This window comes from Aliivibrio sp. S4MY1 (genome assembly GCF_028765545.1).
Lineage (GTDB): Bacteria > Pseudomonadota > Gammaproteobacteria > Enterobacterales > Vibrionaceae > Aliivibrio.
Genome location: NZ_JARACP010000003.1, coordinates 146,286 through 161,566, shown reverse-complemented (window position 1 = coordinate 161,566; position 15,281 = coordinate 146,286). Strand labels below are relative to the sequence as shown.

Annotated in this window: 13 protein-coding genes; 9 read left to right on the top strand and 4 right to left on the bottom strand. The window is 40.1% G+C overall.

Annotated elements, in window-relative coordinates; translation table 11 throughout:
- Positions 1-19 precede the first annotated feature (19 nt).
- The 3 genes from PVK71_RS04865 (at position 20) to PVK71_RS04855 (ending at position 4,762) form a co-directional block, all read left to right on the top strand.
- Entirely contained in the window at positions 20-2,041 is a 2,022-nt protein-coding gene (locus PVK71_RS04865; RefSeq protein WP_274419394.1) for an alpha-amylase family glycosyl hydrolase, read from the top strand.
- A 412-nt stretch (positions 2,042-2,453) separates the two neighbouring features.
- Entirely contained in the window at positions 2,454-3,866 is a 1,413-nt protein-coding gene (locus PVK71_RS04860; RefSeq protein ID WP_274419478.1) for a carbohydrate porin, read from the top strand.
- 71 nt (positions 3,867-3,937) lie between these two features.
- The gene (locus PVK71_RS04855) at positions 3,938-4,762 is read left to right on the top strand and encodes a MalM family protein (protein WP_274419393.1); all 825 of its coding nucleotides are present in this window, start codon (positions 3,938-3,940) and stop codon (positions 4,760-4,762) included.
- A 120-nt stretch (positions 4,763-4,882) separates the two neighbouring features.
- Here the strand turns inward: PVK71_RS04855 and PVK71_RS04850 are convergent, their stop codons facing one another.
- Together PVK71_RS04850 and rpmE are read right to left on the bottom strand one after the other, a co-directional pair.
- Positions 4,883-6,130, bottom strand: coding sequence for a malic enzyme-like NAD(P)-binding protein (locus PVK71_RS04850; RefSeq protein ID WP_274419392.1), 1,248 nt, complete (start codon positions 6,128-6,130; stop codon positions 4,883-4,885).
- A 234-nt stretch (positions 6,131-6,364) separates the two neighbouring features.
- The gene (rpmE, locus tag PVK71_RS04845) at positions 6,365-6,583 is read right to left on the bottom strand and encodes a 50S ribosomal protein L31 (protein ID WP_130047173.1); all 219 of its coding nucleotides are present in this window, start codon (positions 6,581-6,583) and stop codon (positions 6,365-6,367) included.
- A gap of 240 nt (positions 6,584-6,823) precedes the next feature.
- Between rpmE and priA the strand changes: the two genes are divergently transcribed.
- The 5 genes from priA to hslU all read left to right on the top strand — a co-directional run bounded on the left by priA (position 6,824) and on the right by hslU (position 13,047).
- Complete coding sequence (gene priA / locus PVK71_RS04840; protein ID WP_274419391.1) at positions 6,824-9,025, top strand: primosomal protein N'; 2,202 nt, start codon at positions 6,824-6,826, stop codon at positions 9,023-9,025.
- Between the two features lie 193 nt (positions 9,026-9,218).
- Complete coding sequence (cytR, locus tag PVK71_RS04835; protein WP_274419390.1) at positions 9,219-10,226, top strand: DNA-binding transcriptional regulator CytR; 1,008 nt, start codon at positions 9,219-9,221, stop codon at positions 10,224-10,226.
- Positions 10,227-10,402: 176 nt separating this feature from the next.
- Positions 10,403-10,978 (top strand): SPOR domain-containing protein, encoded by a 576-nt coding sequence (locus tag PVK71_RS04830; protein ID WP_274419389.1) that lies wholly within the window; start codon positions 10,403-10,405, stop codon positions 10,976-10,978.
- A 191-nt stretch (positions 10,979-11,169) separates the two neighbouring features.
- A complete protein-coding gene (hslV, locus tag PVK71_RS04825) occupies positions 11,170-11,694 on the top strand; it encodes an ATP-dependent protease subunit HslV (protein ID WP_005421069.1) in 525 nt (174 codons plus the stop codon).
- An 18-nt stretch (positions 11,695-11,712) separates the two neighbouring features.
- Positions 11,713-13,047: an HslU--HslV peptidase ATPase subunit gene (gene hslU / locus PVK71_RS04820; RefSeq protein WP_130047175.1), complete on the top strand. Its 1,335-nt coding sequence runs from the start codon at positions 11,713-11,715 to the stop codon at positions 13,045-13,047.
- Between the two features lie 80 nt (positions 13,048-13,127).
- On the opposite strand, the gene PVK71_RS04815 is transcribed toward hslU, so the two are convergent.
- A complete protein-coding gene (locus PVK71_RS04815; RefSeq protein ID WP_130047176.1) occupies positions 13,128-13,529 on the bottom strand; it encodes an OsmC family protein in 402 nt (133 codons plus the stop codon).
- A gap of 245 nt (positions 13,530-13,774) precedes the next feature.
- On the opposite strand from PVK71_RS04815, the gene crp reads away from it, so the two are divergent.
- On the top strand, positions 13,775-14,407 hold the full coding sequence (gene crp, locus PVK71_RS04810; protein WP_005421074.1) for a cAMP-activated global transcriptional regulator CRP: 633 nt from the start codon (positions 13,775-13,777) through the stop codon (positions 14,405-14,407).
- A 72-nt stretch (positions 14,408-14,479) separates the two neighbouring features.
- On the opposite strand, the gene PVK71_RS04805 is transcribed toward crp, so the two are convergent.
- Positions 14,480-15,274, bottom strand: coding sequence for a DUF1338 domain-containing protein (locus tag PVK71_RS04805; protein ID WP_274419388.1), 795 nt, complete (start codon positions 15,272-15,274; stop codon positions 14,480-14,482).
- Positions 15,275-15,281 lie beyond the last annotated feature (7 nt).

The window sequence follows — 15,281 nt, the reverse complement described above, 5'->3', positions numbered from 1 at the left end:
TAAATATAAAGGATTAACTGTGAAAAATAACATAGCAAAAACAGCGATAGCACTCGCTATTACTTCTCTACTGAGCGCTTGTAGCTCAACCTCAGAAACAACACAAACAACCTCAGCCTATCAATGTAATCCACAGATGATGGAAAAAAGTAATCATTTACGCATCTATCAAATCATGGTGGAAAGCTTTGTTAATGGTGACAGCAGTGTCGGTCATGGCACCGGCTATGGTCCGAGTCATCATAATGGCGACCTGCAAGGGATCATTGATTCATTAGACTATATTCAATCACTTGGTATGAATGCCATTTGGATGACGCCTATTTTTGAATCTGCTCCAATTGAGGGACAAGATCATTGGGCAGATAAGCTAGATGCTACAGGTTACTTTGCTACTGATTTCTTCAAAATTGATCCTCGCTTTGGCACATTAGAAAAAGCAAAAGAATTAGTAGAAGAAGCACATAAACGTGGAATGTATGTCTTATTTGATGGCGTATTTGGTCACCATAAAGAAGGCCTCATTAAGCCATCACCATCAGGCTTACTACCGAGTGGCAGCAATAATCCAGTTGACTATCCTGAGAGCGAAGATTTTTACTCTGAAGTCGCTGCTTATTGGATATCCGAATTAAAGATTGATGGCTGGCGATTAGATCAAGCTTACCAAGTCCCTACTGAATCTTGGATAAACATTAGAAAAGCCGTTGATAACGCATCACAAAATACGACGTATATTAATAATAAAGGCGAACAAGTTAACCCGCTCGGTTACATGGTGGCTGAGATCTGGAATAACGAAAGCTACATTACAGAAACAGGTTATGGTACTGAGCAAAACCCAGCGCTTTGCTCTGCTTTTGATTTTCCTTTACGCTTTCGTGTCGCTGAAACCTTTGCCGTCAATGAGAGTAGTGTAGGAAATAAAGGAGGTGATTGGCTTAATGAAGGAATGCAAATGCATGAACTCTATCCTTCACACGCAACGCCAAACCTAATGCTAGGCAACCATGATGTCGTTCGCTTTGGTGATTTATTACAACGTGGTGATATTGCAGAACCAAGTGACAGAAATTATTGGCTACGTCATAAAGCTGCTCTTTCATTTCAAGCAGCCTATACCGGCCCTATCACTCTTTATTACGGAGATGAAATTGGCGATCAAGTTGATGATTTCTCTAACAAAGAAAATAAAGACACTTGTGCTATTAAAGGAGTATGTGATGACCACATCGCTCGCTCATCCGCCAAAATTCATGGCCTTACTGCAACACTAACACCTGACCAACTTAACTTAAAAACCTACGTCTCAGAGTTAATGACTTTACGTATTGAAAACCCCGCGTTATCGGAAGGTGTCAGAACCAATATTATCGCTAATAAGGCGGTATATGTAGATCATAAGCAAGCAGAAAATAATACGATTTTATTCATGGTTAGCACTCAAAAGCAGAACCAAACGCTTTCTCTTAAAGCTGAACAGATAGGTTCAAAAGGTAATTTAGTCGACTTATTAACTAACCAAGTATTCACTCCCATTGAAGGAATATATACCATTCCGTTATCTAACTTCGAAAGCCGATTTTTAAAGATAGAAAAACCAAACCCTACAGGCCCGAAAGTAGAAGCAAAAGAAATTACTCTATATGGCACCGGTTTTATGGCCCAATGTGATAATCCGACAATGCCTATTACTAATGCGCCCATTAAAGACACTCTATACCTTGTAGGTGATTTCTCAGATTCTCGCTGGGGCCACAAAGAACCTAGATCCTATCAATATAAAGGAAACGGTATCTATCAAGTAGTGATAAACGAAAAACGAGGTCCTTATAAAATGCAATACGCAACAAAAGACTGGGGAGCTCAATACACTGTTGATGGATTATCACCAAAACTAGGCCAATCGAATGCATTGATTAACGGTGGCTACGGCCAAGATACCGCGATCTATCTTCCTGAAGATGGTAATTATGTATGGAGTTTAGAATTTAATCCTCAAGGAAAACCAAAATCAATGATGGTTTCGAAATGTAAATAATCGAATATAAAGTGAACTATTTCTAGCTAATGAGGTCAATTATTAGCTAGATCACATTTCTGATTATTTCCTATTTTCTTTATTTTCTCTATTTTTACATTAATTCCTATTTTTAAATATCTTCTCACGTGAGCACTATCTCATTTATATTCTGAATACACCCTACCAAGTGTGATTATTATCAACAGAAGACCTATCGCTATTTTTTCTCATCCCTAGCTCTACGCCCTCCCTTTTATAAAAAGAGGAGGAGTTAAACATTGTGATTTATTTTTAATCTGCTTCCCGTTCAATAACGAGAATAAATGTTTACTTCTCTTTCCTACACTGCCTTGTTTCGGAATTAAATTTGGGAGTAAACATTTTCAAATCAAAATATCCTCTAAAAAGGAAATAGGATTTTAAGATGAAAATGAATAAATACACATTGCTTGCCGCTGCTGTTTCTACAGCTCTATTTTCTGGCGCTACACTTGCTGAAACCGAAATAGCACTAGATGTTATTTCTGGTGACGAAGCTGCACCAAAAGTTGAAAAAGTAAATGGTACTGATGTTATTTCTGATGGTTGGGAAGTACACGGTTACGCGTCAATGAACTATCGTATGGTTGATGGTGAAACCGTTGATACTGAATTTGGTAAACCAGACTATAAAACAGCAGGTACTCACGGAAAAAGTACTAATCAAGTTGAATTTGTATTAAAGAAACATACTGAACACGCAAACGGTGTATGGTCAAATTTTAACGTACGAGCAGAATACGGTAATGGCAACTCTTACGCATACACTTCATCAGGGAGTCAAAAAGACAATACAACAGCACAATTTGAAATCAAAGAAACCTTCGTTGAAATTGGTGGATTATCGTATCTAGGTGAAGATACATCTATTTGGGGTGGTCAACGCTTTTTAAACCGTTCTGCAAGTGCGCTATCGGGTGAATTCTGGAAACAATCATCAGGTGTTGGTGCTGGTATCCAATCTAAACTCGCAGGCAATACCGCAGGATTTGCAGTAGTTAGTGCTGATCCAGATGCAGGTGCTGCAGACTCTTATTCCATTAATTGTAAACAACCAAATGGAAATATCTCAACAAATCCAAATGAATGTAAAATCGACAAAAATGGAGCAGCAGAACGCACAACGCTAACGTCATTTGATTTTTATTACTATGGTGTAGATGTTGGTTTTGGTAGCTTAGATTTTGATGTGAAATACATGCAACAAGCTAATAAAGATAGCTCATCTGAAGATGGTATTGGTGCTTCTATCACATTAAACTCTAGTTACTATGGCTTAGATGGTTGGTCACAAACAGCGATTGCTTATGGTAAAGGTGTAGCTCAAAACCGTGGTGTAAACTTTGGCGGATGGTCTGGTGGTAATGAAAATGCTGAATCAATCTTCTTCACTTCAGGCGGTGTAGTAAACATTTCTGAAAACTGGCAAATGGGTTCTGAACTTACCTATTTTGGTGCTCTAGATGAATTATTTGGCGCTAAAGATCTAAAACGCTATATTGCAGCGGTGCGTCCATCTTATAAAGTAAATGAAAACTTCCGACTAGAAATGACGGCATCTTATGGCCATGAAGAAGGCGCTGATGGCTACTGGGGACGAACTGGTGATGCTGTTGAAAGCGACATCATGAACCTAGAAGTTGCAACAGTATTTACAGTGAATGCGGACTACTTCGGTCGTCCACAAATCAAACCATACGTAAGTTATGTATCTGCTGATGATGAGGCAAGTGCTAAACTTATTGGTATCGATGATGGTAAGTCAGAAACAATTATCGGTGTTCACACTGAAATCTGGTTCTAATTACTTTAAAATTAAAGGCAGCCACATCGGCTGCCTTTTTGCGTTTATTTGTCGAATCATGGAGAGTCTTGATGAACACCAAAAAATTATTACTTAGCTTATTTATCGGTCTTTCTTTAACCGCCTGCTCTTCGACTCAAGTTATTCAAGAGCCAATGGTTCCAATTACCTCGTCAGAAGTGTGTTGCTCTGATTTTTCACAATACCCTTGGATACAACTGGCGACAACGGAAGATATCGATTTTCAATTAGATAAAGATTCACCTATTGGTCATTTTTCTGATGGAAACAGCTATTTTAATGCCTTTAAATTATCCGACCGTTCAGGAAAAGTACAATTACGTCTTTCAAGTTTAATGATTAATGACTCGGTTGTTGCTCCAAAACTCATTGCTCTTGATGACCAATTCAATATTGTTAGTACGACAAGTTTAGAGCAATTTGGTATTAAACCATCCGATGCGTTTACTCGTACTCAATTTCAATTAAATTTCCAACTTGATGCAACTAAAACCCCTTATTTTATTATTTACTCATCAGATACTTATTTAGGACAATCAATAAAAGTTAAACACCCAGCAAGAATGAGAGCTGAAGAATTAGGTGAAGCCATACCAATGGTGACGGACCCAACTTATACTTACAAACGCTTTGGAAAATTGAAACTATCTGTAAAAACACTTTCATTACAAGCGCATAAACAAACACCTCAACAACCTAAAGTAGCAATAAAATCAGCACAACCAGAAACGCACACCTTCTATAAAAAGGCTATTGTTGAAGCAGTAACAACAAACGACATACCTAAAGCACTAGCACTACTAGAAGAAGCTAAAGCATTAGGAATTAAAGATGCTCAAGATACGTTTGTTCAAGCTTTAGAAAGCCAAAAATAATGCCAATGTAATAAATAATTCATCGAATTAGTCACATTGATATAGTTTTTACTTAAATAAAAAAGGCTTCTAACTTAATTAGTTAGAAGCCTTTTTGCTAAACTGAAAGACAAAAGCGAATTACGCTTCCATGTACCCTTCTGGCATTTCAATTCGCGCGACGCCTGAATCAATTGCTGCTTGTGCTACTGCTTTCGCAACACGAGGAAGCAAACGAGGATCCATTGGCTTAGGAATGATGTAACCCTTACCAAATTCTAGAGACTCAATCCCAGCGGCTTTTAGTACTTCATCAGGTACAGGCTCTTTTGTTAACTGACGAATTGCTTCTACTGCAGCTAATTTCATTTCATCGTTAATTACGCTTGCACGAACATCCAGAGCACCACGGAAAATGAATGGGAAACAAAGCACGTTGTTAACTTGGTTCGGGTAATCAGAACGCCCCGTACCCATGATTAAATCATCACGAACTTCATGAGCAAGTTCTGGCTTAATTTCAGGATCTGGGTTTGAACATGCAAACACAACTGGTTTATCTGCCATTAATTTTAGCGCTTCAGGCGGTAATAAATTTGGGCCAGATACCCCTAAGAATAAATCAGCACCTTCAATCACATCTTCAAGTGTACGTTTATCCGTATTATTCGCAAAACGTTGCTTATATTCATTAATGTCATCACGGCGAGTGTGAATGACGCCTTTACGATCCAGCATATAGATCTTCTCACGCATTGCGCCACACTTAATCAGCATTTCCATGCACGCAACTGCCGCCGCACCAGCCCCCAAACATACAATGATTGCCTCCTCTAACTTCTTACCTTGAAGTTCGATAGCATTCAACATACCCGCAGCCGTTACAATAGCGGTACCGTGTTGATCATCATGAAATACTGGTACATCACAACGCTCAATTAAGCGACGTTCAATCTCAAAACAATCTGGTGCTTTGATGTCTTCTAGATTAATACCACCAAAGGTATCCGCAATGTTTGCTACCGTATCAACAAACTCATCGATTGTGCGGTGTTTCACTTCAATATCAATAGAGTCCAAACCTGCAAAACGCTTGAAAAGCAATGACTTACCTTCCATTACTGGTTTTGAAGCCAAAGGACCTAAGTTACCTAAACCTAGAATCGCTGTACCATTTGAGATAACTGCAACCATATTGCCTTTTGATGTGTACTTATAAACATCATCAGGATTCTTTGCGATTTCACGTACAGGCTCAGCAACACCAGGACTGTACGCCAGTGCAAGATCTTCTGCTGTATCTGCAGGCTTAGTCAGTGCTATTTCAATTTTACCCGGAGTTGGATAAGCGTGATAATGGAGAGCTTGTTCGCGAAAATCTTCAGACATGGCCTTTTTCCTGAATGCTAATAATTATAGGAGGATTGTTTCAAAACAGTAAATTGTATAATAGTTGATCTAGCTCAAACTTCATAGTCCTCACTTACACATCGTACCAACAAAAATGTGGACTTTAGTGACCGATTTTATTTCTTTATTTCAAACAAAAAAGTGACGCTACTCTGAATTTTAGGCATAAAAAAAGGAGCCCTATCGGACTCCTCTTTTATCGGAAACTGGTAATTATTTCTTAGAACCAATTGCACCGAAACGTTTGTTGAAGCGATCAACACGGCCGCCAGTATCAACGATACGTTGCTTACCAGTGTAGAACGGGTGACATTCGCCACATACGTCTAGGTGGATTGTGTCTTTGCCTAGTGCAGAGTTGAATTCGAACTCGTTGCCGCAAGAACAAGTAGCTTTAACAGCTTTGTACTCAGGATGGATACCTGCTTTCATGGGAAAACCTCAATAATTTAGGCCGTGTCGCCATCCGATTCTAATGCCGGACACCACACGTAGTTTAACAAAAATAATAAGCATAATTAGATTACACTTACTTAAGGTCGCGTATAGTAATGAATCTGGAGCGATCAATCAACTAATCTGTTACTTTTTTCGCCGTTTTTTTTACTAGTTTGCGATATTTTTATCTAAGGGTAGACTATTCTCATTCTGATCTCTTAATTAATGTTAGCCATGTCGTATTCAATTGCCCACATAGCACTTCCCGTTCCTCTTGATCGCACCTTTGATTATTTAATCAAGCCGGGTCAAACACCTGCTATTGGCGGTCGTGTAAAAGTGCCTTTTGGACGTCAACGTTTAATCGGCGTTGTGGTTAAACTAAGCAATGAATCAGAATTCTCACGAGAAAAGCTCAAAGGGATTGATGCTGTGCTTGATAATGCATCGCTATGGCCTCCTCATCTCTACAAATTGCTTAACTGGGGCTGTATTTACTATCAATATCCCCTAGGAGAAACTCTCGCGAATGCAATGCCAGCCTGGTTGCGCAAAGGCCGAGAAGCAAGTTTTGCAGCCTTAAAGGCATGGCAAATAACCGAATTAGGAAAAAACCAAGATCTTAATAAACTGACTCGAGCACCAAAACAAGCTAAAGCACTGAACTTAGTTCGTCATCAGTCATGCAGCCATGAACAAATGCTAGAAGAAGAGATCACCGCGGCAACATTAAAAGCGGTTGTAGATAAAGGTTGGATTGAAGAAATCTCCCTTGCCCCAAAGCCAAGCTATTGGCAGCGCAATGTTGAGGTAACCCAAGATAAACCACAGCTCAATGAAGAACAAGCTATTGCGATTGCAACCGTCAATGCAAACCCTGAGTTCGGCTGTTATTTACTGGATGGAGTGACAGGTTCTGGAAAAACAGAAGTGTATTTACAATTATTAGAGCCCATTCTAAAAGCAGGCCGCCAAGCTCTGGTTTTGGTTCCTGAGATTGGCTTAACGCCACAAACCATTAATCGCTTTAAACGTCGCTTTAATGTTCCTGTCGATGTCATTCACTCAGGCTTAAACGATACTGAGCGTTTAAATTCATGGCTAGCCGCACGAGACAATCACGCTGGCATAATTATAGGCACTCGTTCGGCTCTATTTACGCCTTTTCATGATCTTGGGATCATCATTGTCGATGAAGAACATGATGCCTCTTATAAACAGCAAGATAGCATGAGATATCACGCTCGCGATCTTGCAGTGATGCGTGCCAACTTAGATAACATCCCTATTATTTTAGGCTCGGCAACCCCAGCACTCGAAACGCTGCACAATGCGAAAGTAGGTAAATACCACCACCTAACGTTAACCAAGCGTGCAGGTACAGCAATTCCAGCTCGACATGGCGTATTAGACGTAAAAGGCCTGTATTTAAATAGTGGTTTATCTGCCCCTTTAATTGCTCAAATGAGAAAACACTTATCTGAGGGTAATCAGGTGATGCTGTTTTTAAATCGTCGAGGGTTTTCTCCCGCACTAATGTGTCACGAATGCGGTTGGATGGCAGAATGTAAACGTTGCGATGCCTATTATACTTTCCATCAACACAGCAATGAAATTCGTTGTCATCATTGTGGTTCACAGCAACCCATTATTCATCAATGTCAGAGCTGTGGCTCGACTCAATTGATCTCTGTTGGCGTTGGAACAGAACAGCTTGAAACACAACTCATGAATTTATTTCCTGAGTATAAGACTGTTCGTATTGACCGAGACAGCACCCGCCGAAAAGGCAGTTTAGAGAACTACTTAGATGCCATTAAAAATAACGAATACCAAATTTTAATTGGCACTCAAATGCTAGCAAAAGGCCACCATTTCCCCAATGTCACCTTAGTCGGCTTAATTGATGTAGACAGCTCATTATTTAGCAGTGACTTTCGTGCCCCTGAACGTTTAGCTCAACTATTTATTCAAGTGGCTGGCCGTGCTGGCCGTGCGAGTAAACCAGGTGAAGTTATTTTACAAACCCACCACCCAGAACATTCATTACTACAAAGCTTATTACATCAAGGCTATGGGCACTTTGCTGAGTATGCTTTACAAGAGCGTAAATTTGCTCAACTTCCGCCTTATACCCATTTATCTCTATTTAGAGCAGAAGCAAACAATAGTGATAACGTAGAGCAATTTTTACGACAAGTGCGCGATATACTAGAGAGTCACCCTCAATTTCATGACGCTACGCCGGTATTAGGGCCTATCCCTGCACCATTAGCAAAACGAGCAGGTAAATATCGTTGGCAACTACTTTTTCAAGCGCCAAACAGAACCGTAATGCAGAGTATGTTACGAGGAGCTAAGGCAGCGATTGAACTGCTCCCATTAGCTAAAAAAGTTCGTTGGACTTTAGATATTGAACCGCAAGACCTTAGTTAATATAAGGGTTTAAATCCTATTCATTTTTAATTAATAGGGAAAACAATCAGCCCTCATGTGAGTCAAGTCACAACGTAGATGTAATTTTTGTTAGATCGCTCGTATTTAATTCTTTATTTTACACATAAAATATCTTTTAAAATAAACAGAGCAATCGTTTACTTAAATTAGATTTTAGTTGGAGAGAATTATTATGGCGACAATGAAGGACGTTGCTCTATCCGCAGGGGTATCAACAGCCACGGTATCACGAGCATTGATGACACCAGAAAAAGTATCGTTAACCACTCGCAAACGCGTAGAGAATGCCATCATTGAAACAGGATACTCTCCAACGACGCTCACCCGTACTTTACGCCGTAATGAATCTAAAACAATAGTGACCATTGTGCCTGATATTTGCGACCCATACTTTAGCGATATTCTACGAGGCATTGAAGATACCGCCGTCGAGAATGGATATATCGTTTTGGTTGGCGACAGTAGCCAGCAACAAAAGCGCGAGCATTCTTTTGTAAATCTTGTCTATACCAAGCAAGTTGATGGCATGGTACTTCTTGGTTCCGATCTTCCTTTCAACGCCAGTCGCCAAGAACAAAAAAACTTACCCCCTCTGGTTATGGCTTGTGAATACGCGCCTGAATTAGAATTGCCAACCGTTCATATTGATAATTTAACCGCTGCATTTGAAGCCGTGAATTACTTAACTAAACTAGGTCATAAGCGTATTGCAGAGTTATCTGGCCCTGAAGACTCAGCCCTATGTCAATTCAGACACCAGGGCTACCAACAAGCATTGCGCCGAGCAGGCATTACTATGAACAGCGCTTACATTCATTATGGTGACTTCTCTTTTGAATCCGGTGCTAAGGCAATTAGCCAACTGCTTTCTCTCTCTTCACCACCAAGCGCCGTATTTTGTCACAACGATATAATGGCCATTGGTGCAATTCAAAAAGCAAAACAAATGGGTTTTCGTGTACCTCAAGATATCTCCATTATGGGATTTGATGACATTGAGTTTTCCCAGTACTGCGAGCCGTCATTAACCACAATTTCACAGCCTCGCTATGAAATCGGACGTCAATCTATGCTTATGCTTCTAGAGCTACTTAAAGGTCATGATGTTCGTTCAGGATCCCGATTATTAGAATCATCATTAGTAATAAGAGAAAGCACTGCACCACCAAAAAACCATTAATCATAAGAACCCTAAGCATCAACAAGAATAATTTATAAAGCGAAGTCATTGACTGGATCAATATTTTTCTCCAATTAGTGACTTTTTGCGTACTTTTTCACACAAATACTGGTATGAGTAGCGACAACTGATTACCATAAAGAACCTCCTTTGAATTCTGTATAAAGTAACGCACTGTGGCTAATAAAGATTACGTAAAACGTGGACGCACCCCCAAGAAACCGGCAAAAAAAACAGCCAAGAAAAAAGGCGTTAAGCAGCCGACATCACCGGGCTCTACTCCTTGGAAAGCCGTTGCTGTTGCAGGCCTATTGGTTGCGGTATTTGGCTATGCCCTTTACTTTTTAAATGACTCTCCAGCGCCAGAGCAAAAAGAAACCATAACGGAAGTCGCTCCAGCTAAACCCAAGAAAACAAGCTCTAACCAAGAAATTCCACCATTGCCAGAAGAGCAATGGAGTTATATGGATGAACTTCCAAATAAAGAAATTGAAGTAGAACAAAAAGAGCTAAAAGTATCTGAGGTTCCTTACATAATGCAATGCGGCGCTTATAAATCACGCTCACAAGCTGAAGAGCGCAAGATGAATATTGCTTTCCAAGGCATAACATCTACCGTTCGTCATGCTGAAGGCAGTAGTTGGTATAAAGTAGTTCTTGGACCGTATAAATTTAAACGTGATGCAGAAAAAGATCGCCATAAGTTACAACGAGCTAAAATAGAACCTTGCGCTATCTGGAAAGATCAGTAATCACTCACCAATAAGTGCAGCGACTAAAATCGCTAATAGCATCACACATTTAAAAAGGAGCGCATTGAGTGCTCCTTTTTTCTATCTATTCAACTTGAAAACCCTACTCCTTCCCCCCATTACAATAGTAATAATCATGAAGATGATGTCATGCTTTAATTAATGGCGTCGTCGAATAAGAGGTTTTACTCGTGACTACAATTGTTTCTGTACGCCGTGAAGGCAAAGTCGTGGTTGCTGGCGATGGCCAAGCATCTCAAGGTGATATGATCGCAAAAGGCAACGTAAAAAAAGTACGTCGTCTATACAATGATTCTGTTCTTGTTGGTTTTGCTGGTAGCACAGCAGATGCCTTTATTCTGTTCGACCTGTGTGAACGAAAATTAGAAATGCACCAAGGTAACTTAACCAAAGCTGCGGTTGAGTTAGCCAAAGAATGGCGTAGTGACCGAGCATTGCGTCGCCTTGAAGCAATGTTAATTGTGGCAGACAAAACCACTTCTCTTATCATCAGTGGTACGGGCGATTTAATCAACGCGGACAATGATTTACTGACTATCGGTTCTGGTGGCTATTTTGCTCGCTCTGCAGCGACCGCATTACTGGAGAATACCGATTTAGATGCTCGTGAAATTGCCACAAAAGCGTTAACTATTGCTGGTGATATCGACGTATACACCAACCACAATCATACCGTTGAAGAACTGAACGCTTAACCAAAATAAGGAATTCCCATGTCTGAAATGACTCCTCGTGAAATTGTACACGAACTAGATAGCCATATTATTGGTCAAGATAAAGCAAAACGTTCAGTCGCGATTGCACTTCGTAACCGCTGGCGTCGTATGCAATTGGAACCAAATTTACGTGCCGAAGTTACGCCTAAAAACATCCTAATGATTGGTCCTACTGGTGTAGGTAAAACAGAGATTGCACGTCGTTTGGCGAAGTTAGCAAATGCGCCTTTCATTAAAGTTGAAGCGACTAAGTTCACTGAAGTAGGTTACGTTGGTAAAGAAGTTGAGAGTATCATTCGTGATTTAACCGATGTTGCAATCAAAATGACACACCAGCAAGCCGTTGAAAAAGTAAAATTCCGAGCTGAAGAGCAAGCAGAAGACCGAATTCTAGACATTTTATTACCACCAGCGCGAGATGCATGGGGTAATAACGAAGAAGGCGATAATGATTCTGGTACCCGTCAATCTTTCCGTAAAAAACTGCGTGAAGGCAAACTAGACGACAAAGAAATTGAAGTGGATGTTGCAGCACCTCAGGTTGGTGTAGAGATCATGGCTCCTCCTGGCATGGAAGAGATGACAAACCAACTTCAAGGTATGTTCCAAAACCTATCAGGCGGTAATACAACCAAAAAGCGTAAGATGAAAATTGTTGATGCCCTTAAAGCACTAACAGAAGAAGAAGGCGTGAAACTGGTTAATCCTGAAGAACTAAAAGAACAAGCCATCTTTAACGTAGAAAACCACGGTATCGTATTTATCGATGAAATAGACAAGATCTGTAAAGGCTCAAACTCACATTCAGGTGATGTTTCTCGTGAAGGTGTGCAACGTGATTTACTGCCATTAGTTGAAGGCAGCACAGTAAGCACTAAACACGGTATGGTGAAAACCGATCATATGTTATTCATCACATCGGGTGCATTCCAGATGGCAAAACCGTCTGATCTAATCCCTGAGTTGCAAGGCCGTTTACCTATCCGTGTTGAGCTTGAAGCATTAACAGCAAATGACTTCAAACGTATCTTAACGGAACCAAACGCGTCATTAACTGAACAATACATAGCTCTATTGGCAACCGAAAATGTAAGCGTTGAATTTACTGAAGATGGCATCACTCGTATTGCTGAGTCCGCTTTCCAAGTAAACGAAAGTACAGAAAACATTGGTGCTCGTCGCTTACATACGGTGATGGAACGCCTAATGGAAGAGATCTCTTACGATGCTTCTGAAAAACACGGCGAGAGCTTAGTTGTTGATGCTGAATACGTAAGTTCGCGTTTAGGTAAGCTAGTCGCAGATGAAGATTTAAGTCGCTTCATTCTGTAATTTTTAGCCTTTACAGCTAGATGGAATAAAGCCTCGTTAATGAAAATTAGCGAGGCTTTCTCTTTAGGAAACGCATTATTTTAAGCTACGATTTCCCAAGAGTGCGTCATATCAATACCTTCACCTAGCATTAAACATACTGAACAATACTTCTGTAATGAATCAGCAGTAACTTGCTCAACAATGCTAGGATCCAGATTATCACCACTCACTTCAAAATGAATATTCACATGAGTAAACAGCTTTGGCGCAGTTTCACGACGCGCGCTTGATAACTTAGCAATACAGCCTGTTACTTTTTGATTTGCAGATTTAAGTCCATCTACAACATCAACAGAACTGCATCCACCAGCGGCCATTAACACCATTTCCATCGGGCTTGGGGCTTTTTCACCACCATTTCCATCCATTACCACAGAGTGACCAGATTGAGATTGACCTAGGAAAGTAAATCCCTCAATCCATTTAACTTCAGCGTTCATAAAAGCCTCTTTACTACATAAAAAGAAAACTCGTGATCCATTTCACGAAATTGTGCCCTTGGTCGCACATTTCATACGATCAAAGTCAAGAAATCAACGGCGAAACAGGGTATGATTTTATCAATTATCTCAACGAACATGCAGCCTTGTTCCGATAACCATATTGTATAGGCCAAACTGATATTTGGCTCAGTTATTTTAAAATGGACATCGCCTACTTGGCAAACGCAGAGGAAGTATAAAGTATGGTTCTAGGTAAACCTCAGACAGACCCAACATTAGAGTGGTTCTTATCTCATTGTCACATTCATAAGTATCCTTCAAAAAGTACTTTGATCCACGCTGGTGAAAAAGCTGAGACCCTTTACTACATCGTAAAAGGTTCTGTTGCTGTACTAATTAAAGATGAAGAAGGAAAGGAAATGATCCTTTCTTACCTTAACCAAGGTGACTTCATTGGTGAGCTTGGCTTATTTGAAGAAGGTCAAGAACGTTCAGCATGGGTTCGTGCTAAAAGCCCTTGTGAAGTGGCTGAAATTTCATTTAAGAAGTTCCGTCAGCTTATTCAAGTAAACCCAGATATTCTGATGCGTCTTTCAGCTCAAATGGCAACTCGTCTACAAATCACTAGCCAAAAAGTAGGTGATTTAGCATTCTTAGACGTTACAGGTCGTATCGCTCAGACTCTATTAAACTTAGCGAAGCAACCTGATGCTATGACTCACCCAGACGGCATGCAAATTAAGATCACTCGTCAAGAGATCGGTCAAATTGTAGGTTGTTCACGTGAAACTGTTGGCCGTATCTTGAAGATGCTTGAAGAGCAAAACTTGATTTCTGCACACGGTAAAACAATTGTAGTTTACGGTACTCGTTAATTTAACGTTGACCTTAAACAAATAAAAACGCAGCTAATTTAGCTGCGTTTTTTTATGCTCAAAGCTCAAAGCCTAACTATTTGTACTTTCAAAAATCTTGTCAGCAGAGGCAGCAACAAAACCGGTATATATTTTTCCATTTGGTAACGTATATCGCTTAGCAAACTCATAAAATCCACCAGGAATTTCAAACTCACCCTCAGCAAAATTCACTTTCACTTTATCCGCCATTGTTGATGACTGTTCTAAGTAAACCTCAGGAGAGCCTTTCACTTCACCACCCACTTCGTTCATTGCAAAACCTGCATCACGTAAGTGTTGGTTCACATCAACCACTTCAGCAAACTCTTCAAGCTGATTAACGTAAACCGTAAAGTGATTAGCGCCATAACCATGAGCTGCTAACCAAGAAGCGTATTCACTTTCTTTTGCTAATACTTGATAGTCTTCGAAACTTAATGTCCAAGGCCTACCGGAAGAAAGAAAATCACTGGTGGCAAAATAGTGGGCTGGTACCTGTTCAACCAAACCATGAATAATGTCCTGTGTTTCTGCTGATAACTCTTCTACTAATAATTCACTAATAAAAACGAGTGGTGCATTAGGATCTGGGTGCTCAAAATGCTGCGCTTTCAGTTTTTTAGCTTCAAAGTCATAAGTCTCACACGCTTTATAGCCTATTGCTAAAAATGGCGCAGCGAGAGTCTGTAGCCCAACTTTAGGTAAATTAAACGTACGTAGCGCAATATGATCGTTAATCAGTTCATCGTTATTAGACAATAATTGATGTACCTTCCCAGCTGATGGGGATAAGCGCGCAATATAATCTTGCCACAATGACGAAAATAAAGAGTTTACATTATTCATGTTTATC

Bases quoted from the DNA above. Each gene is read 5' to 3' on its own strand.
- PVK71_RS04860 (WP_274419478.1), top strand. From the start codon at position 2,454: ATGAATAAATACACATTGCTTGCCGCTGCTGTTTCTACAGCTCTATTT.
- PVK71_RS04855 (WP_274419393.1), top strand. From the start codon at position 3,938: ATGAACACCAAAAAATTATTACTTAGCTTATTTATCGGTCTTTCTTTA.
- PVK71_RS04850 (WP_274419392.1), bottom strand. From the start codon at position 6,130: ATGTCTGAAGATTTTCGCGAACAAGCTCTCCATTATCACGCTTATCCA.
- rpmE (WP_130047173.1), bottom strand. From the start codon at position 6,583: ATGAAAGCAGGTATCCATCCTGAGTACAAAGCTGTTAAAGCTACTTGT.
- priA (WP_274419391.1), top strand. From the start codon at position 6,824: ATGTCGTATTCAATTGCCCACATAGCACTTCCCGTTCCTCTTGATCGC.
- cytR (WP_274419390.1), top strand. From the start codon at position 9,219: ATGGCGACAATGAAGGACGTTGCTCTATCCGCAGGGGTATCAACAGCC.
- hslU (WP_130047175.1), top strand. From the start codon at position 11,713: ATGTCTGAAATGACTCCTCGTGAAATTGTACACGAACTAGATAGCCAT.
- PVK71_RS04815 (WP_130047176.1), bottom strand. From the start codon at position 13,529: ATGAACGCTGAAGTTAAATGGATTGAGGGATTTACTTTCCTAGGTCAA.
- crp (WP_005421074.1), top strand. From the start codon at position 13,775: ATGGTTCTAGGTAAACCTCAGACAGACCCAACATTAGAGTGGTTCTTA.
- PVK71_RS04805 (WP_274419388.1), bottom strand. From the start codon at position 15,274: ATGAATAATGTAAACTCTTTATTTTCGTCATTGTGGCAAGATTATATT.